This is a genomic window from Flavobacterium frigoris (assembly GCF_900111075.1).
GTDB classification, from domain to species: Bacteria; Bacteroidota; Bacteroidia; order Flavobacteriales; family Flavobacteriaceae; genus Flavobacterium; species Flavobacterium frigoris.
The window spans coordinates 25,650-48,802 of record NZ_FOFZ01000015.1 but is presented as its reverse complement, the minus strand read 5'-3'; the positions used below and the strand labels follow the sequence as shown (position 1 = coordinate 48,802).

At 34.4% G+C, this 23,153-nt stretch carries 26 protein-coding genes; 24 read left to right on the top strand and 2 right to left on the bottom strand.

The annotated features are described in order from the left end of the window. Positions 1–9 precede the first annotated feature (9 nt). The 18 genes from rplF to ctlX all read left to right on the top strand — a co-directional run bounded on the left by rplF (position 10) and on the right by ctlX (position 13,229). Positions 10–552, top strand: coding sequence for a 50S ribosomal protein L6 (gene rplF, locus BMW63_RS15270; RefSeq protein ID WP_074724337.1), 543 nt, complete (start codon positions 10–12; stop codon positions 550–552). Positions 553–563: 11 nt separating this feature from the next. Then, positions 564–914 (top strand): 50S ribosomal protein L18, encoded by a 351-nt coding sequence (gene rplR, locus BMW63_RS15265; protein WP_016989316.1) that lies wholly within the window; start codon positions 564–566, stop codon positions 912–914. A 6-nt stretch (positions 915–920) separates the two neighbouring features. After that, positions 921–1,445, top strand: a complete 525-nt coding sequence (gene rpsE, locus BMW63_RS15260; RefSeq protein WP_074724336.1) for a 30S ribosomal protein S5 — start codon at positions 921–923, stop codon at positions 1,443–1,445. Between the two features lie 12 nt (positions 1,446–1,457). Then, positions 1,458–1,640: a 50S ribosomal protein L30 gene (gene rpmD / locus BMW63_RS15255; RefSeq protein WP_016989314.1), complete on the top strand. Its 183-nt coding sequence runs from the start codon at positions 1,458–1,460 to the stop codon at positions 1,638–1,640. Between the two features lie 11 nt (positions 1,641–1,651). Then, positions 1,652–2,104, top strand: coding sequence for a 50S ribosomal protein L15 (rplO, locus tag BMW63_RS15250; RefSeq protein WP_074724335.1), 453 nt, complete (start codon positions 1,652–1,654; stop codon positions 2,102–2,104). 13 nt (positions 2,105–2,117) lie between these two features. Further along, a complete protein-coding gene (secY, locus tag BMW63_RS15245) occupies positions 2,118–3,464 on the top strand; it encodes a preprotein translocase subunit SecY (protein ID WP_074724334.1) in 1,347 nt (448 codons plus the stop codon). 4 nt (positions 3,465–3,468) lie between these two features. Beyond that, complete coding sequence (infA, locus tag BMW63_RS15240) at positions 3,469–3,684, top strand: translation initiation factor IF-1 (RefSeq protein WP_007136545.1); 216 nt, start codon at positions 3,469–3,471, stop codon at positions 3,682–3,684. Positions 3,685–3,696: 12 nt separating this feature from the next. Beyond that, positions 3,697–3,813: a type B 50S ribosomal protein L36 gene (gene ykgO / locus BMW63_RS15235; protein ID WP_074724333.1), complete on the top strand. Its 117-nt coding sequence runs from the start codon at positions 3,697–3,699 to the stop codon at positions 3,811–3,813. A gap of 2 nt (positions 3,814–3,815) precedes the next feature. Then, a complete protein-coding gene (rpsM, locus tag BMW63_RS15230) occupies positions 3,816–4,190 on the top strand; it encodes a 30S ribosomal protein S13 (protein ID WP_074724332.1) in 375 nt (124 codons plus the stop codon). A gap of 8 nt (positions 4,191–4,198) precedes the next feature. After that, positions 4,199–4,582 carry a 30S ribosomal protein S11 gene (gene rpsK, locus BMW63_RS15225; protein WP_007136543.1) on the top strand — a complete coding sequence of 128 codons (384 nt, stop codon included), beginning with the start codon at positions 4,199–4,201 and terminating at the stop codon, positions 4,580–4,582. Between the two features lie 90 nt (positions 4,583–4,672). After that, a complete protein-coding gene (rpsD, locus tag BMW63_RS15220) occupies positions 4,673–5,278 on the top strand; it encodes a 30S ribosomal protein S4 (RefSeq protein ID WP_074724331.1) in 606 nt (201 codons plus the stop codon). A 21-nt stretch (positions 5,279–5,299) separates the two neighbouring features. Then, complete coding sequence (locus BMW63_RS15215) at positions 5,300–6,292, top strand: DNA-directed RNA polymerase subunit alpha (protein WP_074724330.1); 993 nt, start codon at positions 5,300–5,302, stop codon at positions 6,290–6,292. 63 nt (positions 6,293–6,355) lie between these two features. Further along, positions 6,356–6,844, top strand: coding sequence for a 50S ribosomal protein L17 (gene rplQ, locus BMW63_RS15210; RefSeq protein WP_074724329.1), 489 nt, complete (start codon positions 6,356–6,358; stop codon positions 6,842–6,844). A 239-nt stretch (positions 6,845–7,083) separates the two neighbouring features. After that, positions 7,084–8,184: a glutamine-hydrolyzing carbamoyl-phosphate synthase small subunit gene (gene carA, locus BMW63_RS15205; RefSeq protein ID WP_074724328.1), complete on the top strand. Its 1,101-nt coding sequence runs from the start codon at positions 7,084–7,086 to the stop codon at positions 8,182–8,184. Between the two features lie 345 nt (positions 8,185–8,529). Then, entirely contained in the window at positions 8,530–9,822 is a 1,293-nt protein-coding gene (eno, locus tag BMW63_RS15200) for a phosphopyruvate hydratase (RefSeq protein WP_074724327.1), read from the top strand. A 155-nt stretch (positions 9,823–9,977) separates the two neighbouring features. Continuing rightward, entirely contained in the window at positions 9,978–11,261 is a 1,284-nt protein-coding gene (locus BMW63_RS15195; RefSeq protein ID WP_074724326.1) for a citrate synthase, read from the top strand. A 68-nt stretch (positions 11,262–11,329) separates the two neighbouring features. Beyond that, a complete protein-coding gene (locus tag BMW63_RS15190; RefSeq protein WP_074724325.1) occupies positions 11,330–12,244 on the top strand; it encodes a dimethylarginine dimethylaminohydrolase family protein in 915 nt (304 codons plus the stop codon). Positions 12,245–12,293: 49 nt separating this feature from the next. Then, positions 12,294–13,229, top strand: a complete 936-nt coding sequence (ctlX, locus tag BMW63_RS15185) for a citrulline utilization hydrolase CtlX (protein ID WP_074724324.1) — start codon at positions 12,294–12,296, stop codon at positions 13,227–13,229. Between the two features lie 60 nt (positions 13,230–13,289). On the opposite strand, the gene BMW63_RS15180 is transcribed toward ctlX, so the two are convergent. Then, complete coding sequence (locus tag BMW63_RS15180) at positions 13,290–13,919, bottom strand: MarC family NAAT transporter (RefSeq protein WP_074724323.1); 630 nt, start codon at positions 13,917–13,919, stop codon at positions 13,290–13,292. Positions 13,920–14,093: 174 nt separating this feature from the next. On the opposite strand from BMW63_RS15180, the gene BMW63_RS15175 reads away from it, so the two are divergent. Then, entirely contained in the window at positions 14,094–14,459 is a 366-nt protein-coding gene (locus tag BMW63_RS15175) for a CoA-binding protein (RefSeq protein WP_074724367.1), read from the top strand. A gap of 130 nt (positions 14,460–14,589) precedes the next feature. Here the strand turns inward: BMW63_RS15175 and BMW63_RS15170 are convergent, their stop codons facing one another. Next, positions 14,590–16,098 (bottom strand): sodium:solute symporter, encoded by a 1,509-nt coding sequence (locus BMW63_RS15170; RefSeq protein ID WP_074724322.1) that lies wholly within the window; start codon positions 16,096–16,098, stop codon positions 14,590–14,592. Between the two features lie 143 nt (positions 16,099–16,241). Between BMW63_RS15170 and recR the strand changes: the two genes are divergently transcribed. From recR to BMW63_RS15145, 5 genes are all read left to right on the top strand, one after another. Beyond that, positions 16,242–16,862 (top strand): recombination mediator RecR, encoded by a 621-nt coding sequence (recR, locus tag BMW63_RS15165; protein ID WP_074724321.1) that lies wholly within the window; start codon positions 16,242–16,244, stop codon positions 16,860–16,862. Between the two features lie 70 nt (positions 16,863–16,932). Beyond that, the gene (locus tag BMW63_RS15160) at positions 16,933–17,724 is read left to right on the top strand and encodes a polysaccharide biosynthesis/export family protein (RefSeq protein ID WP_074724320.1); all 792 of its coding nucleotides are present in this window, start codon (positions 16,933–16,935) and stop codon (positions 17,722–17,724) included. A gap of 15 nt (positions 17,725–17,739) precedes the next feature. Beyond that, positions 17,740–20,202, top strand: a complete 2,463-nt coding sequence (locus tag BMW63_RS15155) for a polysaccharide biosynthesis tyrosine autokinase (RefSeq protein ID WP_074724319.1) — start codon at positions 17,740–17,742, stop codon at positions 20,200–20,202. Between the two features lie 25 nt (positions 20,203–20,227). Then, entirely contained in the window at positions 20,228–21,211 is a 984-nt protein-coding gene (locus BMW63_RS15150; RefSeq protein WP_074724318.1) for an SDR family oxidoreductase, read from the top strand. A gap of 437 nt (positions 21,212–21,648) precedes the next feature. Beyond that, complete coding sequence (locus BMW63_RS15145) at positions 21,649–23,040, top strand: UDP-glucose 6-dehydrogenase (protein WP_074724317.1); 1,392 nt, start codon at positions 21,649–21,651, stop codon at positions 23,038–23,040. The last annotated feature ends 113 nt before the right edge of the window (positions 23,041–23,153 follow it).

Below are 23,153 nucleotides of genomic sequence, written 5' to 3'. Positions count from 1 at the left end.
GACTATAAGATGTCAAGAATAGGTAAAAGCCCAATTGTAATCCCTGCTGGAGTAACTGTAGAAGTTAAAGACGGTAATATTACAGTAAAAGGAAAAAATGGTCAGCTGACACAGGAGTTTTCGGACGTAACTGTTACAGTTGAAGACGGTCAAGTTCAAGTAGACAGGTCGTCTGATCACAAGGACCAAAGAGCAAAACACGGTTTGTACAGATCTTTAATCAATAACATGATTATTGGTGTAACTGAAGGTTTTACAAAATCATTAGAATTGGTAGGAGTTGGTTATAGAGCTTCAAATCAAGGACAAAAATTAGATTTAGCTCTTGGATATTCTCACAATATTGTTTTGCAAGTTGCTGCTGAAGTAACTCTAGAAACTATATCTGAAAAAGGTAAAAACCCAATTGTTAAGCTTACATCGTTTGACAAACAACTTTTAGGTCAAGTTGCGGCAAAAATTAGAGCTTTTCGTAAGCCTGAGCCGTACAAAGGAAAGGGAGTTAAATTTGTAGGTGAAGTATTAAGAAGAAAAGCAGGTAAATCAGCTTAAAAAATAAGATTATGTCATTATCAAAACCTGAAAGAAGACAGAGAATTAGATTCAGAATTAGAAAATCGATTAGTGGTTCTGCTACAAATCCAAGACTATCTGTATTTAGAAGTAACAAAGAAATTTATGCTCAACTTATTGATGACGTAAACGGAGTTACTATTTTGGCTGCTTCTTCAAGAGAAAAAGAAATAGGAAAAGGTACTAACGTAGAAGTTGCTATTGCAGTTGGAAAACTTGTAGCAGAGAAAGCGTTAAAAGCGGGGATAGAAGTTGTAACATTCGATAGAGGAGGTTACTTGTATCACGGTCGTATTAAATCATTAGCAGAAGGCGCGAGAGCTGCTGGACTTAAATTCTAATATATTATGTCTAATAAATACAAGAATGTAGAGTTGGTAAAACCAAGTGGTCTTGAATTAAAAGATCGTTTGGTGAGTGTTAATCGTGTTACTAAAGTTACAAAAGGTGGTAGAGCTTTCGGTTTTTCTGCTATTGTAGTTGTAGGTGATGAGAATGGTGTTGTAGGTCATGGATTAGGAAAGTCTAAAGATGTTTCTGAAGCAATTGCGAAAGCAGTAGAAGATGCGAAGAAAAATCTAGTAAAAATTCCTTTGAATGGTAAATCAGTACCACACGAACAAAAAGGTAAATTTGGTGGAGCTCGTGTGTTTTTAATTCCTGCCTCTCATGGTACAGGAGTTATTGCAGGTGGAGCTGTTCGTTCAGTTCTTGAGTCAGTTGGGATTCACGATGTATTGTCGAAATCTCAAGGATCATCAAATCCTCACAACGTAGTTAAGGCGACTTTTGATGCGTTGTTACAAATGAGAAGCGCTTATAGTGTTGCAAAACAAAGAGGAGTTTCTTTAGAAAAAGTTTTTAAAGGTTAATTCAAGGAAATTATGGCTAAATTATTAGTAAAACAAGTTAGAAGTAAAATCAACTGTCCACTTGATCAAAAAAGAGGATTGGAAGCTTTAGGTCTACGTAAAATGGGACAAATTGTAGAGCATGATTCAAACCCTACAATCCTTGGGATGATAAACAAAGTTAAACACTTAGTTTCTGTAGAAGAAGCTAAATAACAAATACTGGTATGAATTTAAGTAACTTACAACCAGCTGAGGGTTCAACACACAGTCAAAATAAGAGACTAGGTAGAGGAGAAGGTTCTGGAAAAGGTGGTACTTCGGCAAGAGGACACAACGGACAAAAATCTCGTTCTGGGTATTCTAAAAAGATTGGTTTTGAAGGAGGGCAAATGCCTCTTCAAAGACGTGTGCCTAAGTTTGGTTTTACAAACATCAATCGTAAAGAGTACGAAGGTGTAAATCTTGATACACTTCAATTATTAGTTGATAATGGTATTGTAACTGATGCTGTCGATATGACAACTTATGTTGCAAACCGTTTGGCTACTAAGAATGAAATCGTTAAGATTTTAGGAAGAGGAGAATTGACAGCAAAATTAAAAGTAACTGCTCACAAATTTACTGCTACTGCAAAAGCCGCTATTGAAGCTGCTGGAGGAGAAGCTGTAACAATGTAATTTTTCAATTAATATGAAGAAATTTATTGAATCAATAAGTAATGTTTGGAAAATCGAGGAACTAAAAAACAGAATCCTAATTACATTGGGTCTGCTTTTAGTATATCGTTTCGGAGCACATGTTACGCTTCCGGGAATCGATGCGACTCAATTAAATAGTTTAGCAGGTCAAACCAAAAGTGGTATTGGATCTATTCTAGATATGTTTACTGGTGGAGCATTCTCTAAAGCGTCAGTTTTTGCTTTAGGAATTATGCCTTACATTTCGGCTTCTATTGTTGTTCAGCTTATGGGAATTGCGATTCCTTATTTGCAAAAACTTCAAAATGATGGTGAGAGTGGTAGAAAAAAGATTAATCAGATAACACGTTGGTTGACTATTGTTATTACACTAGTACAAGGACCAACTTACATCTACAATCTATATAGAACTTTACCTAGTAGTGCATTTTTATTAGGGTTTAATTCTTTTGAATTCTTATTTTCTTCAGTGATTATCTTAGTTACAGGTACGATATTTGCCATGTGGTTAGGTGAAAAGATAACTGATAAAGGAATTGGAAATGGTATTTCGCTTTTAATTATGGTAGGTATACTTGCTAGATTTCCTCAAGCATTTATACAGGAGTTTACTACTAGAGTTACGAATAACAACGGTGGGCCAATGTTATTGGTTATCGAAATTATTATTTGGCTTTTAGTTATTGTTGCTTGTGTTTTATTAACTATGGCAATTAGAAAGATACCAGTACAGTACGCTCGTCGTACAACGTCAGGTGATTTTGAACAAGATATGATGGGTGGTAATAGACAATGGATTCCTTTGAAACTTAATGCTTCTGGAGTTATGCCAATTATCTTTGCTCAAGCTATCATGTTCATTCCTGCTGCTGTAGCTGGGTTGTCTAAATCAGATGCATCACAATCAGTTGTAGGCGCTTTTAGTAATATGTTCGGTTTTTGGTATAACCTTGTTTTTGCAACTTTGATAGTTGTATTCACATTCTTTTATACAGCAATCACCGTTCCTACTAATAAGATGTCAGATGATTTGAAAAGAAGTGGAGGTTTTATTCCAGGTATTAGACCAGGTGTAGAAACTTCTGATTTTCTTGACAAAGTGATGTCGTTGATAACTTTCCCAGGATCTTTATTTCTAGCTCTAATAGCTGTGTTCCCAGCGATTATTGTAAGTCTTATGGATGTTCAACAATCTTGGGCAATGTTTTTTGGGGGTACCTCATTAATAATTATGGTTGGTGTTGCCATAGATACAATTCAACAAATTAATTCATACTTGTTAAACAAACATTATGACGGTTTAATGAAGAGTGGAAAAAATAGAAAAGCAGTAGCTTAATCTTATGGCAAAACAATCAGCAATAGAACAAGACGGATCCATAATTGAAGCATTATCAAATGCGATGTTCCGTGTAGAGTTAGAAAATGGACATATTGTAATTGCTCATATATCTGGAAAGATGCGTATGCATTATATCAAATTATTACCTGGTGATAAAGTGAAACTAGAAATGAGCCCGTACGATTTGTCAAAAGCAAGAATTACTTATAGATATTAAAGGATATTCACAATGAAAGTTAGAGCATCAGTAAAAAAGAGAAGTCCCGAGTGCAAGATTGTGCGTAGAAAAGGGATATTGTACGTTATAAACAAAAAGAATCCTAGATTTAAACAAAGACAAGGATAATTATGGCAAGAATTGCAGGGGTAGATATCCCGAAAAACAAGAGAGGTGTTATAGCACTTACCTATATCTTCGGATTAGGAAATAGTAGAGCTATTGAGATTTTAGAAAAAGCTCAAGTTAGCCAAGATAAAAAAGTTCAAGATTGGAATGATGATGAGATCGGAGCGATTCGTGAAGCTGTATCAGAATTCAAAATTGAAGGAGAATTGCGTTCTGAGGTTTCTTTGAACATCAAACGTTTAATGGATATTGGTTGTTACAGAGGTATCCGTCATAGAACTGGTCTTCCTTTAAGAGGACAAAGAACTAAAAACAACTCTAGAACAAGAAAAGGTAAAAGAAAAACTGTTGCCAACAAGAAAAAAGCAACTAAATAATAAGTAATATGGCTAAAGCAACTGCAAAAAAACGTAAAGTTATCGTTGAATCAACGGGAGAAGCTCATATTTCTGCTACCTTCAATAACATCATTATTTCTTTGACAAACAAAAAAGGTGAAGTTATTTCTTGGTCTTCAGCTGGTAAAATGGGTTTTAGAGGTTCTAAAAAGAACACTCCATACGCAGCCCAAATGGCAGCAGAAGATTGTAGTAAAGTAGCTATTGAAGCAGGACTTAAAAAAGTGAAAGTTTATGTAAAAGGACCAGGAAACGGACGTGAGTCTGCGATTCGTTCTTTACATAACGGTGGAATCGAAGTAACTGAGATTATCGATGTTACTCCAATGCCTCACAATGGATGTCGTCCTCCTAAAAGACGTAGAGTTTAATAATATATTTAAGTATAACTAGGTAGAATAAACGATTATCGAAGGATATGACCTGAATTCATAATCTCTACCTTAATAAAATTTTTAGAAATGGCAAGATATACTGGTCCAAAAACTAGAATTGCTCGTAAATTTGGCGAAGCAATATTCGGAGATGACAAAGCATTCGAAAGAAGAAGTTACCCACCTGGGCAACACGGAATGGCTAAAAAAAGAGGTAAAAAATCTGAATATGCAATCCAATTAATGGAGAAGCAAAAAGCTAAATATTCTTATGGAATTTTAGAAAAACAATTCAGAGGTTTATTTAAAAAAGCATCAGCTACTAAAGGTGTTACTGGTGAAGTTCTTTTACAATTGTGTGAGGCAAGATTAGATAACGTTGTCTTTAGAATGGGTATTGCTCCTTCTCGAAGAGGCGCTAGACAATTAGTATCTCACAGACACGTTACCGTTAATGGTGATGTAGTAAACATTGCTTCTTACCACCTTAAACCTGGTGATAAAGTAGGAGTTCGTGAAAAATCTAAATCATTAGAAGCTATCGAACGTTCTTTATCTAATTCAAGTCATGTTTATGAATGGATTACTTGGAATAATGACGTTAAAGAAGGTACTTTCGTTTCTGTACCGGCTAGACTTCAAATCCCAGAAAACATTAAAGAACAATTAATCGTAGAGTTGTACAACAAATAATAATTGACTTAGTCGAAATTTATGGCAATATTTAATTTTCAGAAGCCCGATAAAGTTATCATGATCGATTCAACCGATTTTGAAGGTAAGTTTGAGTTCAGACCTTTAGAACCAGGTTACGGATTGACCGTTGGTAATGCACTTAGAAGAGTTTTGCTTTCAGCATTAGAAGGTTATGCAATTACATCCGTTCGTATAGAAGGTGTAGATCATGAGTTTTCTACTATCTCAGGAGTTGTTGAAGATGTTACCGAAATTATCCTTAATCTTAAACAAGTACGTTTCAAACGTCAAATTGAAGATATAGATAATGAGGCAGTTACTATTTCTGTTTCAGGTAAGGATCAATTGACAGCTGGTGATTTTCAAAAATTCATTTCAGGTTTCCAAGTTTTGAATCCAGAACTTGTTATCTGTAATCTAGATCCAAAAATCAAACTGAACTTCGATTTAACAATCGAAAAAGGTAGAGGATATGTTCCTGCAGAGGAGAACAAAAAACAGAACGCTGCAATTGGAACTATTTTTACGGATTCTATTTTTACTCCGGTAAAAAACGTAAAATATTCAATTGAAAATTTCCGTGTTGAGCAAAAAACAGATTATGAAAAATTAGTTTTTGAAATAAAAACTGATGGTTCTATCAATCCAAAAGATGCGCTTACTGAAGCAGCCAAAGTTTTAATTCACCATTTCATGTTGTTTTCTGACGAAAGGATTACACTCGAGGCTGATGAGATCGCACAAACAGAATCGTATGATGAGGAATCATTACATATGAGACAATTGCTTAAAACTAAGCTTGTTGATATGGACTTATCTGTAAGAGCATTAAATTGTTTGAAAGCGGCTGAAGTTGATACACTTGGAGATTTAGTATCGTTCAATAAAAATGACCTAATGAAATTCCGTAATTTTGGTAAAAAATCTTTAACAGAACTAGATGAACTAGTGGCTATTAAAAATTTGAACTTCGGAATGGATTTAGCGAAATACAAACTAGATAAAGAATAAATTACTTCATATTTTGATCTCCAAAACGGATAGTATCAAGATGAAAGTATAAAAACACACGTCATGAGACACGGAAAAAAATTCAACCACTTAAGCAGACAGACAGCGCATAGAAAATCTATGTTAGCTAATATGGCATGTTCTCTTATTGAGCACAAACGTATTAACACTACTGTTGCTAAAGCGAAAGCGCTTAAACAATTTGTTGAGCCTTTAATAACAAAATCAAAAACTGATACGACTCATAACCGTCGTATTTGTTTCGCTTACTTACGTAGTAAATATGCGGTAACTGACTTGTTCAGAGACGTAGCTGCTAAAGTAGGAGATCGTCCAGGTGGATACACTCGTATCATTAAAGTTGGAAATCGTTTGGGAGATAATGCTGATATGGCAATGATTGAACTTGTAGATTTCAATGAGCTTTACAATGGCGGTAAAAAAGAAGTTAAAAAAGCAAAAAGCCGTCGTGGTGGAAAAGCTAAAAAAGCAGATGAAGCTACTGAAGCTCCAGTTGCTGAAGCTGATACAACTACAGACGCTGCTGAGTAATTATGAAGATAATCATTCAATAAAATTTAAGGATAAACTATTAATAGTTTATCCTTTTTTTTTGTTTTTTTTTCGAACAAATGAATGTATAGTTTTAGATTTTTCTGCTATTCTGTTTGTTTTGTTACGTTCTATTAAGTAAAAGCGCTCATAAAGGCTAGTTTTTTCTTTTATAATAAATTTTAAAAGTTTGCATCCATTGTATTAATGGATTAAATTTGCACAATATTTAACTACTCATGAAATATACAACACGACAAAGCGCCATACTTTTACTAAGTGATGGAACCATTTTTCACGGAAAATCAATAGGTATCAGTGGAACAACTTTTGGAGAAGTATGCTTTAATACTGGAATGACCGGTTATCAAGAAATTTTTACGGATCCTTCTTATTTTGGACAAATAATGGTCGCCACTAATGCTCATATTGGAAATTATGGAGTAAATGAAAATGAGGTAGAATCTGATGGTATAAAAATATCAGGTTTAGTTTGTAAAAATTTTAGTTTCAATTATTCCAGAGCCGATGCTTCAGAAAGTTTAGAGGAGTATTTCATTAAACAAAACCTTATTTGTATTTCAGATGTGGATACTAGAGCACTTGTAAGTTACATTAGAGATAATGGGGCGATGAATGCTGTTATTTGTACTGACGGTACTTCTGTAGAGGATTTAAAGAAGTCTTTGGCAAATGTTCCTGATATGAAAGGGTTAGAACTAGCTTCAAAAGTTTCTACTAAAGAGGCATATTACTATGGTGATGAAAATGCTATCTACAAAATTGCAGCATTAGACTTAGGTATTAAAACAAATATCCTTCGTAACCTTGCTAAGAGAGATTGTTACATTAAAGTTTTTCCTTTTGATTCAACATACAATGATTTAGCATCTTTTAGTCCTGATGGTTTTTTCTTGTCTAATGGTCCTGGTGATCCCGAACCTCTTTCAGGAGCTATTCAAGTAGCGAAAGAAATATTGGATAACAATAGACCATTATTTGGTATTTGCTTAGGACACCAAGTAATTGGGCTGGCTAATGGAATTTCCACTTATAAAATGTTTAATGGACACAGAGGGATAAATCATCCGGTAAAGAACTTAATTTCTGGAAAGGGTGAGATTACCTCACAGAATCATGGTTTTGCAGTTAACAAAGAAGAATTGGAAAACAATTCTGATTTTGAAATCACACATGTTCATTTAAATGACGGAACAGTGGCAGGAATGAGAATCAAGAATAAGAATTGTTTTTCAGTTCAATATCATCCTGAAGCTAGTCCGGGACCTCACGACTCTTCTTATTTATTTGATCAATTTATTGAAAATATAAAAGGGTAAGATTGTAAGATCATATTTTTTATAGACAACTATTGGGGTGCTTGCTTTTTAAATAAAGGAAGCACCCTTCTTTTATTTAGAATAGTATAAATAAGTAGGGTTAAATAGATAGATTGACAGTGTTTATATTTTGTCAATTTATCTGATGTGATCATTTTTCACGAATAGGTTTAAGTGCTTTTATTGGGTAGAAATACATAAATTGTAGTTTATTTCTATAAAAGGAGAGGTGTAATTTTTATTTGGACATAATTATAACGTTTTCGTTAATAAGATTCATTATTTTCATATTATCATTAGAAAAGATAGAATATATTTGTATTATTAAATTTTAAATAAAGTAATATGAGTATTATTATCAAAATTCACGCAAGACAAATTTTCGATTCGAGAGGAAACCCTACTATAGAAGTAGATGTAGTTACTGAACACGGTGTTTTGGGTAGAGCAGCAGTTCCATCTGGAGCTTCAACTGGAGAACATGAAGCAGTGGAATTACGTGACGGTGGGAAAGCCTATTTAGGAAAAGGAGTTCTGAATGCAGTGAAAAATGTTAATACCCTTATTGCTGAAGAACTTTTAGGAACTTCGGTTTTTGAACAAAATGTAATTGATCAAATGATGATCGATTTGGATGGAACGCCAAACAAATCGAAGTTAGGGGCAAATGCCATTTTAGGAGTTTCGCTTGCTGTTGCAAAAGCAGCTGCTAATGAATTAGGCTTGCCATTATATAGATATGTAGGTGGTGTTTCAGCAAATACATTGCCAGTTCCTATGATGAATATCATCAATGGAGGTTCACATTCTGATGCGCCAATTGCATTTCAAGAATTTATGATTATTCCGGTAAAAGCAGTTTCTTTTACACATGCTATGCAAATGGGAACGGAAATTTTTCATAGTCTTAAAAAAGTACTTCATGATAGAGGTCTTTCTACAGCTGTAGGTGATGAAGGTGGTTTTGCACCAACATTAGCTGGCGGAACGGAAGATGCTTTAGATACAATTAAAAAATCAGTAGAAGCTGCAGGATATTCTTTTGGAGACGAAATAATGGTTGCTTTAGACTGTGCTGCTGCAGAATTTTATGTAGATGGGAAATATAATTATGCTAAATTTGAAGGTGAAACTGGTAAAATTAGATCTTCTGCTGAACAAGTAGACTATTTAGCTGAATTGGTTGCTAAATATCCAATTATCTCAATTGAAGATGGAATGGATGAAAATGACTGGGATGGATGGAAATTACTTACCGATAAAATTGGAGATAAAGTGCAGTTGGTTGGAGATGATTTGTTCGTGACTAATGTAGAACGCTTGTCTACGGGTATCGAAAGAGGTATTGCTAACTCAATTTTAGTAAAAGTAAATCAGATTGGTACATTGACAGAGACTATTGCTGCTGTTAATATGGCAAAAAATGCTGGGTATACTTCTGTAATGTCACATCGCTCTGGAGAAACAGAAGACAACACAATTGCTGACTTAGCGGTTGCTTTGAATTGTGGTCAAATTAAAACTGGATCTGCATCCCGTTCTGATCGTATGGCAAAATACAATCAATTGTTAAGAATAGAAGAGGAACTAGGCGAAACGGCTTATTTTCCTGGAAAAAAAGCGTTCAAGATAAAATAAGATTTGTTATTATAGTTTAAAAAAAGCCATTCGAATTATTCGAATGGCTTTTTTGTTTTATTTAACAATAACATTATCAATTTCGCTTTTTATTTAATGTTATTATCCTTAGATTTGGTAAATTATTAAATATAAAGTTTTATTTTCAAAATATTATGTCAAAAACAGCTATAGTAGAAATTGATGGTAAGAGGTATGAGTTTCCAGTTGTAGAAGGAAGCGAAAACGAAGAAGCTATCGATATTAACAAATTACGAGATTTAACTGGGGTAATTACTCTTGACCCAGGGTATAAAAATTCAGGTTCTTGTACCAGTAAAATTACATTCTTAGATGGAGAACTTGGAATACTCCGTTACAGAGGATATTCGATAGAAGATTTGGCCGACAAAGCTGATTTTTTAGAAGTATCTTTTCTTTTAATCTTTGGAGAGTTGCCAACTGCAGTTCAGTTGAAACAGTTTGAAGATGATATTAGAAAGCATACGTTAGTCAATGAAGAGATGAAAAATATCATTGATGGTTTTCCTAGAACAGCGCATCCAATGGGTGTGTTAGCTGCATTGACAAGTGCGTTAACAGCATTTAATCCAAAATCAGTAAATGTTGATAATGAAAAAGAAATGTATCATGCTGTTTGTAAGACTATGGGGAAATTCCTTGTAATTGCAACCTGGACGTATAGAAAAAGCATGGGTTATCCTTTAAATTACTATGATAACACAAAAGGATATGTCGAAAATTTCATGAAATTAATGTTTGAAATACCAACAGGACCTTATAAAGCAAGTCCAATTGTTATTGATGCATTAAATAAATTGTTTATTCTTCATGCAGATCATGAACAAAATTGTTCTACATCTACTGTAAGAATGGTTGGTTCATCTCACGCTGGATTATTCGCGTCAATATCAGCTGGTGTTTCAGCACTTTGGGGTCCTCTACACGGAGGAGCAAATCAAGCAGTTCTTGAAATGTTAGAAGAAATCCATAATAATGGAGGAGATACTGACAAGTATATGGCTAAAGCCAAAGATAAAAATGATCCTTTTAGATTGATGGGTTTTGGTCATAGAGTATATAAAAACTTTGATCCACGCGCTAAAATTATTAAAAAAGCGGCAGATGAAGTTTTAGAAACTTTAGGTGTTGATGATCCAATTCTTGCAATTGCAAAGAAGTTAGAAGCATTGGCTCTAGAGGATGAATATTTCAAATCAAGAAGCTTATATCCAAATGTAGATTTCTATTCTGGAATTATTTATAGAGCATTAGGAATTCCTACCGATATGTTTACCGTGATGTTCGCTATTGGACGTTTACCAGGTTGGATAGCACAATGGAAAGAAATGCGTGAAAACAAAGAACCTATTGGAAGGCCAAGGCAAATATATACAGGATCTCCCTTGAGAGATTTTAAAACAGTAGATAAACGATAATTCAATTTTAAAAAGCTTCACTCACTAGTGAAGCTTTTTTTTTATCTTTGTCCAAATCAAAATACTATATGTTAAAATTAAATGTAAAGAATGAGACTTCAAGATTGCGGGCAGTAGTTTTAGGAACAGCAATTAGCAATGGTCAAACTCCATCAATAGCAGAAGCATATGATCCAAAATCATTGGAGCACATAGTAGCAGGAACCTATCCGCTTGAAAAAGATATGGTGACTGAGATGGAGGCTTTTAATAAAGTGCTTAAAAAATATGATATCACAATTTATCGCCCCGAATTAATTGCGGATTACAATCAGATATTTACAAGAGATATAGGGTTTGTAATTGACGGTGTTTTTATTAAATCGAATATTTTACCGGAACGCGAGAGAGAGCTTGACGCTATTCAATATGTGATTGATCAGATAGATCCTAAAAATGTAGTTCGTCCTCCTGATGAAGTGCATATCGAAGGTGGGGATGTAATGCTTTGGGACGACCATATATTTATTGGTACCTATAAAGGAAGTGATTATAAAGAATATATTACAGCAAGGACAAATAAGGAGGGAGTACAATTCATTAAAGATTTGTTTCCTAATAAAATCGTTAAAGAATTTGATTTAGTGAAATCAAAAATTGAAGCTAGGGATAATGCTTTACATCTTGATTGCTGTTTCCAACCGGTAGGCCCTAATATGGGAATTATCTATAAAAATGGGTTCCGTGAAGAAGCAGACTATATGTATCTTGTTGATCTTTTTGGAAAAGATAATTTATTTCATATTACAAGGGAAGAGATGTACACTATGAATTCTAATGTGTTTTCTATTGATTCCAATGTTGTGGTTTCTGAAAAAAACTTCACTAGATTGAATAATTGGTTGCGATCTAACGGTTTTACAGTGGAAGAGATTCCTTATGCTGAGATTTCTAAACAGGAAGGATTATTACGTTGTTCGACATTACCTTTAATAAGAGATTAATTCAAGTAATGATGCATTGTAATATATCGTTATATAAATATAAAATAAAATGAAACAAACTACAAATTCTATATTGATGATTCGTCCGGTAGCGTTTAGAATGAACGAACAAACGGCAGTAAATAATTATTATCAAAAAGTATTAGACGGTCTTTTACCGGCAACAGTAAATGCAAAAGCGCAACAAGAATTTGATGCTTTTGTAGAAAAACTAAGAGCTGTTGGTGTTGATGTCACCGTAGTTGATGACACACTAAATCCAGATACTCCAGACAGTATTTTTCCAAACAACTGGATTTCCTTTCATGAAAATGGAGATGTGGCATTATATCCAATGTTTGCAGTGAATCGTCGTCAGGAGCGTCGTGAGGAAATTTTGGATATGTTAGAAGACAAAGGATTCAAAATGGATAATATTGTAGATTATACTTCTGCAGAAGAAGACGGGTTTTTCTTAGAGGGTACAGGAAGTTTGCTGCTTGATAGAGCAAATGAAAAAGCCTATTGCGCTTTGTCTCCTCGGGCTGATGAAGAATTGTTTATTGAGTTCTGTGAAGATTTTGATTATGCACCTGTTCTGTTCGAAGCCTTTCATACGGTAAATGGAGAACGGAAATTAATTTATCATACAAATGTTATGATGTGTTTGGGAGAAACTTTTGCAGTTATTTGTGCAGATAGCATTGATGATAAAAAAGAACGTAAAATGGTTTTAGACAATCTTAAAAAAGATAATAAAGAGGTAGTTTTAATTACAGAAGACCAAGTCAATAATTTCGCTGGAAACATGCTGGAAGTGCGAGGTGCAGATGATAAAAGATATTTAGTGATGAGTACCGCTGCTCATCAAAGCTTAAAGCCAAAACAAGTAGAGCAGTTAGAAAAACACGCTACAATTCTTAGTTCAAGTTTAGATACTATTGAAGCCTGTGGCGGTGGAAGTGCCCGATGTATGATGGCAGAAATTTTCTTACCAAAAGCATAAAAAAAAAGACCTTCAAATATTTTTGAAGGTCTTTTTTTTGAATTTTAGCGATCTGTTTTTTTACATCAAATTTGTTTTGACTATTGTTATAATAGAGCTGATAATGTATTGGACTCCTATCGCGATTACTATAAATCCAACAATTCTTGAAATAGCGACGATTCCGGACGCTCCAAGTATTTTAGCCAGATAGTGTGCACTTCTCAAGACGATAAAAATGGAAATGGCAACTGCTACCATAGCCAAAACGGAAATGATAATTTCGGATGTTTCCTGATGTTCACTGTAAAATGCAATTAACAAGGACATAGATCCCGGTCCAGCAAGCATGGGGATAGCTAATGGAGTTAAAGCAATGTCATTTCTTTTTTGAGCATCACTTTCTACTTTCTTGCTTACGCCTCTTTTTTTGTTAAATTGGCCTGACAGTAATGAGAACCCTGAAGTAGCGATAACAATACCTCCTGCTATACGTAAAGCTTCCATGCTAATTCCAAAAAAGGACAATACATATTCTCCTAAAAAAAAGGAGATAATCATAATCACAAAAACATTTATAGCCGTCCAGAGTGAAATACGGGAGCGTTCTTTTTTGTCGTCATCTTGTGTGAGTCCAACAAAAATGGGAACTGTACCAATAGGGTTTATAACTGAAAAAAGGGCAGCAAATAAATAAATAAAAAGTTCCATGTTTTTTTGCGAAATTAGTTGGTTCTATTGAGGATTAAAGTGTTTTTTGGATTAAAAAAATGTTATATTAAAAAGAATAGAGTCCTAAATAATAGCATTAGAAATCGAAAGATATTAATTTTAATTAAAACGGACTATAGTAATTTACTACTTTTACAAAAAAATAATAAAATAATGAAAAATAAAAAAACTTTAGTTCTTGGCGCATCAGCAAAACCGGAGAAATATGCATACAAAGCAATTACTATGCTTGTTGATAAGGGACACTCTGTTCTTGCTATTGGCCAAAATGCGGGAGAAGTGGCTGGAATAAAAATTCAGACTAAAGCGATTCCTTTAAAAAACATAGATACCATTACCTTATATTTAAACCCAGCGCGTCAAAAAGATTATTATAATTACATAGTCGAAACGAAGCCTAAACGGGTGCTTTTTAATCCAGGAACTGAAAACCCAGAATTGTATCAACTTTTGGAACTGAATAACATAAAATCAGAAGTAGCCTGCACATTGGTTTTGTTGACTACAAATAGATATTAAATAGCTAATTATTTATAATTTTTGAATATCTTAATGCTTTAGGAAAATATAAAATTGTATTCATTTCGTCTCGTTTTAACAAGGGACGAGATGGAATTACAAAAGGCTTCTTTCTAGCCTTGTCTGAAAATTAGAAACGAGTTTCTTCTAAAGTTGGTTTGCTAATCAATAGCAGTCCTATGAAAGTGATTAGTCCATTTATGATAATCAGTTCGTTATCGAATACATATCCAAAAAATAACACTTTTGAATTTTCGCTAAGTAAAAAAGTTAGTACAGGAGATAACAAACAGATAAATGGTACAAATTGATCCTTAACTGTTTTTGTGTTCATAAATAGACCGAAGCTATACAATCCTAATAATGGTCCGTAGGTATAAGAAGCAATCCTGAAAATCATTCCTACTACAGAACTGTCGTTAACAGAATTGAAGAATACAATCACTAAGAACATTAGAAAGCAAAAGCCAAGATGAGTGAAATGCCTTGCTCTTACAGCAGTGGGCTTATTCCTGTTTTCAGTTTTGTCCATCCCCAGAAAGTCGACACAAAAGGAAGTGGTTAGCGCCGTTAAGGCGGAGTCTGTTGTTGCAAATGTAGCTGCCGTCAAGCCCAGTAGGAATATGACTGAAGGAATCAGCGTTAAGTGATGAAACGCAATTTCAGGAAACAGCAAGTCTGTTCTTGGTTTTCCGGTAACCAAATCAGTAGGGACTTCAATTCCGTTTTTTGCAGCATAAATATAAAGTAAGGCACCTACGCTTAAAAAGAATATATTGATCAATACAAATATTCCAGTGAAGGTAAACATATTCTTTTGGGCTTCGCCAATGGTCGCGCAACTTAGATTTTTTTGCATTAAGTCTTGATCTAATCCTACCATAGCAATCGTCACGAAAATTCCGCCAAGGATTTGTTTTACAAAGTGAAATTTACTAGTTAGAAAATCTTCGAAGAAAAATACTTTAGAATAATTACTATTTTTCACGGCTTCAAAAGCTTCAATAATATTCAAGTTTAAGCTTTGGCAAATAAAATAAATAGTCATAAAAACAGAGGTGACTAAGAAAAATGTTTGTAGTGTATCAGTGATGATAATAGTTTTTAAGCCTCCTCGATAGGTGTACGCAAATATTAAAGCTAATGAAATTAATACCGTAGCGGCAAAGGGAATTCCATAAAAATCAAACACAAAACGTTGTAATACAATCACAACGAGATACAATCTAAATGCTGATCCGATGGTTCTACTAATTAAGAAAATCGTAGCGGCAGTCTTATAGGAATAAGTTCCCAGGCGGCGTTCTATATATCCATAAATAGAAGTCAGGTTCATTCGATAATATAAAGGCAAGAGTACTTTGGCAATAAATATAAACCCTATTGCATTTCCAAGAACAAACTGAAAGTATTTGAATTGTTCTCCACTAGGTGCTCCGACTTCTCCCGGAACCGAAATAAAAGTCACGCCAGAAAGCGCTGTTCCGATCATCCCGAAAGCTACTAAATACCACTTAGAGTTTTTATTCGCTTTAAAGAAAGCATCATTTCCACTGTCTTTTTTACTGGTGAAATGAGAAATAGTGAATAATATTCCGAAGTAGATAACGATAAGTGATAGTATGGCGAAGGGTGTCATTTTTTAGATTTTGAAAAGCCAAAATACAATTTTTTAGTTGATCCTTTATTTGATCTCTCTTTTATTTAAATGGGCGTGAATTTATAGTAGGGATTAAGCAAATAAGCATTTAAACAAATAAACAATTTGCTACATTTGCAGTTATGGAATTTTCTTCAAAATTAATAGAGAAAGCGGTTAATGAAATATCTCAATTGCCGGGAATAGGAAAGAGAAGTGCCTTGCGCTTGGTGTTGCATTTATTGAAGCAACCCAAAGAGCAAACTGGTTTTTTGGCTCAAGCATTGGTAAATATGCGAGAAGATATTAAGTATTGTACAAATTGTCACAATATTTCTGACAGCACGATTTGTGAAATCTGTGCCAATAAAAACCGGAATCATCAAATTGTTTGTGTTGTTGAAGATATTCGAGATGTTATGGCAATAGAAAACACAGGGCAATTTAGAGGGGTTTATCATGTTTTAGGAGGTAAAATATCTCCTATTGACGGAGTAGGGCCTAGTCAGTTGAGAATTGCAACATTGGTAGAAAAAGTGAAATCTGGAAGTATAAACGAAGTTATTTTTGCGTTAAGCTCAACAATGGAGGGCGATACTACTAATTTTTACATTTACAAGCAGATAGCAGATGCTGCTATTGTGATATCAACAATTGCGCGCGGAATTGCAGTAGGAGATGAATTAGAATATGCAGATGAAGTTACTTTAGGAAGGAGTATATTGCAGCGTGTACCCTTTGAAAAGTCTTTCAAAAATAATTAATGGTCTCAATAAATAACTAAACTTTTGATATAGTAAATGAAAAGCTATATTTGTTATATAAAATAAAAAAATGAGCAAGCATATATTCTATTTGTTACTTAGTATTAGCGTGTTATTTAGTTCATGTATTCCAACTCATGATTTAATTTATTTGCAAAAAAAGAGTAATTCTGAAACAGAAATAGGGATCTCTGCTATTGTTGCAAAACCATATAGATTGCAAACCAGCGATGTGTTGAGTATTAGTATCAAGGCCATTGACCCAAAATTAGTTGCTATTTTCAGTACTACAAACGAGGGTGGTACCGGTAAATCAGAATCTGGATTGTATTTTGATGGTTTTACGGTTGATGATCACGGAAATATAAGAATGCCAGTTTTAGGAGAAATTAATGTAATTGGTTTTACTTTGGATGAAATACGAGTTAAAATTGAGAAGCAATTGTTAGCGGAATATTTTAATAAGGAAGCCAATATCTTTGTTATTGTAAAATTAGCAGGTTTCAAGTATACCATTAATGGGGAAATAGGAAGTACGGGGACCAAGACTTTATTTCAGGAAAACGTGACTATTATGGAGGCTATTGCAAATGCGGGAGACATAACTATAACAGGAAATAGAAAAGCAGTTACAATTATCAGAAAGTCACCAACGGGAGTACAAATGCATGATCTAGATCTTACGGATATCAATGTTATGAACTCGCCTTATTTTTATTTACAGCCTAATGATTATATTTATATCAAACCACTCAAACAAAAAACTTGGGGAACTGGAAAAACGGGGATAGAATCGTTGGGAACTTTTGTTACACTGTTGTCCTTGGCCACAACGACCTTTTTCTTGCTATTTAAAAATTAAAACAGAGATCCAAAAATGTTAGATATAAAAGATTTTTCGATTTTTGAAAACCAGGTAAGTTTTGACTTTAAAGGGTTTTTAATAAAAATTGGAAGTTACTGGAAGTGGTTTTTATTAAGCTTAATCATGACCTTTACGATCGCCTATCAGGTGAACATTCGGAAAGAGAAAGTATATAGTATGGAAACGCTTATTTCTGTAAAGGAAGAAAGCAATCCGTTATTTACTTCAAACACCAGTCTTGTTTTTAATTGGGGAGGTACTTCTGATCAGGTTCAAACTATTTCGACTACAATACAGTCTAGATCTCACAACGAATTGGTTGTAGATAAACTGCAATACTATATTAACTATTTAGTTCAGGGGAAATATGCTCTCGAAGATGCTTATGGAGCAGTTCCTTTTTATGTTCAGATTGATAAATCAAAAGGGCAGTTAGTAGGAAGTGTTATTGGAATTACTTTTTTGAGCGAAAGTGTTTATGAAATAAGAATTCCATTTGAGAGTCAAAATGCTTCGCTGATTACTTATAGAGATAATTCGTACAGTAACACCACTGTTGCAACGGGGGATTTTGTTAAGCGATATAAAGTGGGTGAAAAAGTATCTTTACCTTTTTTAAATTGGAAATTACAAATAAATGATAATCCGGGATTTTATAAAGGCAATGAATATTTTGTTTCATTCAGTGATTTTAATAGTACAGTTGCGGCGTATAAAGGAATAGATGTTCGTTCAGATGATAAAGGAGGTTCTATAATCACACTTGGAATGCAAGGGGCTAATAAGGCAAGAATGGTTAAATACCTGAATTCGACCGTAGAAATGCTCATCAAAAGACAATTGGATAGTAAAAATCAATTTGCTACAAATACGATCGCTTTTATTGATAGTACTTTAATTGCAATGGAATCGCAGTTGAAAGAAACTGGAAATGAGCTAAAATCATTTAGAAAGGACAAGAATATTTATGATATTGAAGAAGGAGGGGCTAAGTTTTCTGATCAGATGCTCGAATTTGATGTCAAGAGGGATGAAGTAACCCGTAAAATCACGTATTATAACACTCTTAAGTCTTATTTAAAAAACAGCGTTGATTACTCTAAACTTCCAGCGCCGTCAGTAGCAGGAATAGAAGATCCTAATGTGATTACTAATGTTTCCAAGTTGATTTCGCTTTCGGCTCAGAGGGCAGAAATGGCTTATGCCGTAAAAAGCGATAAGATATTTAAAGACTTTGACAATCAAATGGCGGCTATTAAAAATGTATTGTTAGAAAATATTGCGTCTGCAAAATCTTCTTTACAATATGATTTGGCACTGGTAAACAATAAAATTAATCAAACGGAAAGCACGATTAAGAGGCTTCCGGATGACCAGCAGGAATTGATTAAAATAAAGAGAAAGTATGATTTAAGCGATAATATCTACAGTACTTTTCTTCAAAAAAGAAGTGAAGCTGATATTGTAAAAGCAGCAAATTTGTCTGACATTCATTTTATCGATCCAGCGAAAGATGTGGGCGGAGGACAAATAGGTCCAAGAACGTCCGCTAATTATGTTTTGGCCCTATTTCTGGGAATACTGTTCCCATTGCTATTTGTGTTTTTCGTTTTTTTTATTAATAATTCGATACAAAACACGGATGATATTGTAAAGCTAACGCAAATTCCGTTGATTGGAGTGGTAGGTTTAAATAGAGAGAATTCAGAGTTGGCTGTTTATGACAGACCCAAATCAGCATTGTCGGAATCCTTTAGAGCAATACGCTCTTCACTTCAATATTTATATAAGAAGCAAAATGTGGATGGCGCTAAGACATTGATGATAACATCATCTGTCAGTGGGGAAGGAAAGACATTCTGTTCCATTAATATTGCTACTGTTTTCGCTTTAAGCGAAAAAAAGACAGTTATTGTAGGATGTGATTTAAGAAAGCCCAAATTATTTGAGGAGTTTAATTTGTCCAATGAAGTTGGAATCGTCAATTATTTAATCAAGCAAAAAAGTGTTAATGAAATTATCAACCATACTTCCATTCCTTATCTTGATGTTATTCTTTCTGGACCTGTCCCGCCTAATCCGTCTGAATTAATTATTAGTGATGGAATGGGAGAATTGATTGAAGAATTAAAGAAAATCTACGATTATATCATTTTGGATACGCCACCCGTGGGATTAGTTTCTGATGCTTTGGAATTATCCCAATATTCAGATGTTACTTTATATATTGTAAGGCAGAATTTTTCCAAAAAGGAAATGATCACTTTATTGAATAATAGAGTAAAACGCGGGGAACTTGATAATGCAAGTATTATTTTAAATGGCTTTGAAAACAAGGCTAAATATGGTGCCGGCTATGGTTACGGCTACGGTTACGGCTATGGGAATTATTCAAATGGATATACTGATGACGATAAACCAAAGAACTTATTTGAATCAGTAAGTAGAAAAATACGTAATAAGCGCAAAAAATAGTGGTAAGACTTTTAAATTAATAGAAATGAAAAAAGGAACAAAAAGTAGAATATTAATTACTGGAGGAGCTGGATTCATTGGCTCTAATCTTTGTGAATATTTTTTATCCAAAGGACATGAAGTAAGATGCTTGGATAATTTTGCTACGGGACACCGACATAATTTAAAAGATTTTATTAATAATCCAAATTTTAGATTGATTGAAGGAGATATTAGAAATGCTATTGATTGTCAAAATGCAGTTAAAGAGGTGGATTATGTCTTGCATCAGGCAGCACTTGGATCTGTGCCGCGTTCCATTAATGATCCGGTTACGACGAATGATGTAAATGTGTCTGGTTTTTTGAATATGCTGGTAGCGTCTACTGATGCCAAAGTGAAACGGTTTATATACGCCGCTAGCTCTTCTACCTATGGAGACTCAGTTGGATTGCCAAAAGTAGAGGATGTGATAGGGAAACCACTTTCTCCTTATGCAATAACAAAATATGTGAACGAACTGTATGCTGAAATTTTCAGTAAAACCTATGGTTTGGAAACAATTGGGTTGCGTTATTTTAATGTTTTTGGTCGGAAACAGGATCCAAATGGGGCCTATGCTGCAGTAATTCCGAAATTTGTGATGCAATTGATGAATCATGAGCCGATTACAATCAACGGTGATGGGAATTATTCCCGTGATTTTACTTATATTGATAATGTCATTCAGATGAATGAATTAGCATTGACTACAGAAAACCCAGCGGCGGTAAATTCGGTTTACAATACGGCCTTTGGAGATCGAAATACATTGAATGATTTGGTGCGTTATTTGAAGGAATATTTAACAAAATATGACCCTGAAATAGCTCACGTGGAGGTAGTCAATGGTCCAAACAGAGCGGGAGATATACCGCATTCTTTGGCGAGTATCGCTAAAGCAAAAGAGTTGTTGGATTACGATCCACAATATTCCTTACAGCAAGGGTTGAAGGAAGCAATTGATTGGTACTGGAATAATTTGAAGTAGGCGGTTAGTGGTTGTCGATTGTCATAGGATTTGTTTTGGGTTATGAGTAGTGGATTGTAACTTTTAGGTTTGGAGTGATTAGCAGGGACAATATTTGAATGAAATAATTATGTTTTTACTTTTTTTCTTGATAAAAAAAGTAACAAAAAATTATTCACGCTTTAATATTGTTTTTTTGTATTCATGAATCTTCGATTTCACTACCTGAAAATTCATAACTTAAAAACTACCTCAAAACTATGTTCCGCAGCCCGAGCCGTTCGCCTTTCAGGCTCAACTCGCGGACTGCTGCCACTCCGTTTTGTCGTCGTTTTTTGACGTTATTAATTTAAGGGCGGGTTTCGGTTTTGAGTAGTTAGAATTGAGCTGTTTTTGATAGCGATTCACTACTAGTGTTTTACGAAAATAAAATATGATAAAGAATTAAAATTAAAGAAATGAAAATTACAAAAATTTGTTGCATTGGGGCTGGATACGTAGGTGGACCTACTATGGCAGTTATAGCACAAAAATGTCCGCAGATCCAGGTTACTGTTGTTGACTTAAATGAAGAACGAATTGCGGCTTGGAATGACGAAAATTTAGATAATATCCCTATTTACGAACCGGGATTAGATAAAATTGTTGGAGAAGCCAGAGGCAGAAATTTATTCTTTTCTACCCATGTTGAAAAAGCAATCGATGAAGCTCAGATTATTTTTATCTCGGTTAATACGCCTACTAAAACGTATGGTAAAGGGAAAGGTATGGCAGCGGATTTAAAATACATCGAGTTGTGCGCCAGACAAATTGCTAAAATAGCCAAGGATAATAAAATAGTGGTAGAGAAATCAACGCTACCGGTACGAACTGCCGAAGCCATTAAAAGTATTTTGGACAATACCGGTAATGGCGTACAATTTCAAATTTTATCTAATCCAGAGTTTCTTGCTGAAGGAACAGCAGTTCAGGATTTATTGAATCCGGATCGAATATTAATAGGTGGAGATACTACTGAAGACGGACAAAAAGCGATACAAGCTCTTGTTGCTGTTTACGCCAATTGGGTTGCAGCCGATAAAATATTAACTACTAATTTGTGGTCGTCTGAGTTATCAAAGTTGACTGCTAACGCATTTTTGGCGCAAAGAATCTCTTCTATCAATGCCATGTCTGAGCTTTGTGAAAAAACGGGTGCTGATGTGAATGAGGTGGCAAAAGCGATAGGAATGGACAGCAGAATAGGATCAAAATTCCTTAAGGCATCAGTAGGATTTGGAGGCTCTTGTTTCCAAAAAGACATTTTGAATTTGGTTTACATTGCTAAATCCTATGGATTGAGCGAAGTAGCTGATTATTGGGAGCAGGTTATTATCATGAACGATCATCAAAAAAGACGTTTCTCAAATACTATTGTGCAAACACTTTATAATACCGTTTCTGATAAAAAAATATGTTTCTTAGGTTGGGCTTTCAAGAAAGACACCAACGATACTAGAGAATCTGCAGCTATTTATGTGGCGGACGATCTAATAAATGAAAACGCAAAAATTGCCGTTTATGATCCTAAAGTGTCCAGAAAGAAAATTTTGGCTGATTTGGATTATTTAGAAACCAGAACGGCAGAAAAAAATGCCAACAGCATTCTGTCATTTGAAGATCCTTATGAAACTTGTGAAGGCGCACACGCAATAGCGGTCCTTACGGAATGGGATGAGTTTGTTCAATATGATTGGCAACGAATTTATGATTCCATGCAAAAGCCTGCTTTTGTTTTTGACGGAAGAAATATATTGAATGGTTCTGCTCTTAAGGAAATAGGATTTGTTTATCAAGGTATCGGTTCTTAAGTCCTCACCCCGGCCCTCTCCAAAGGAGAGGGAGACTAAGCGAAGTTTGTTTATTAAATAAATTTGTACAAGTTAGATGGCTGATAAAATTTGTTTTCGGTTGTGGTTCTCGA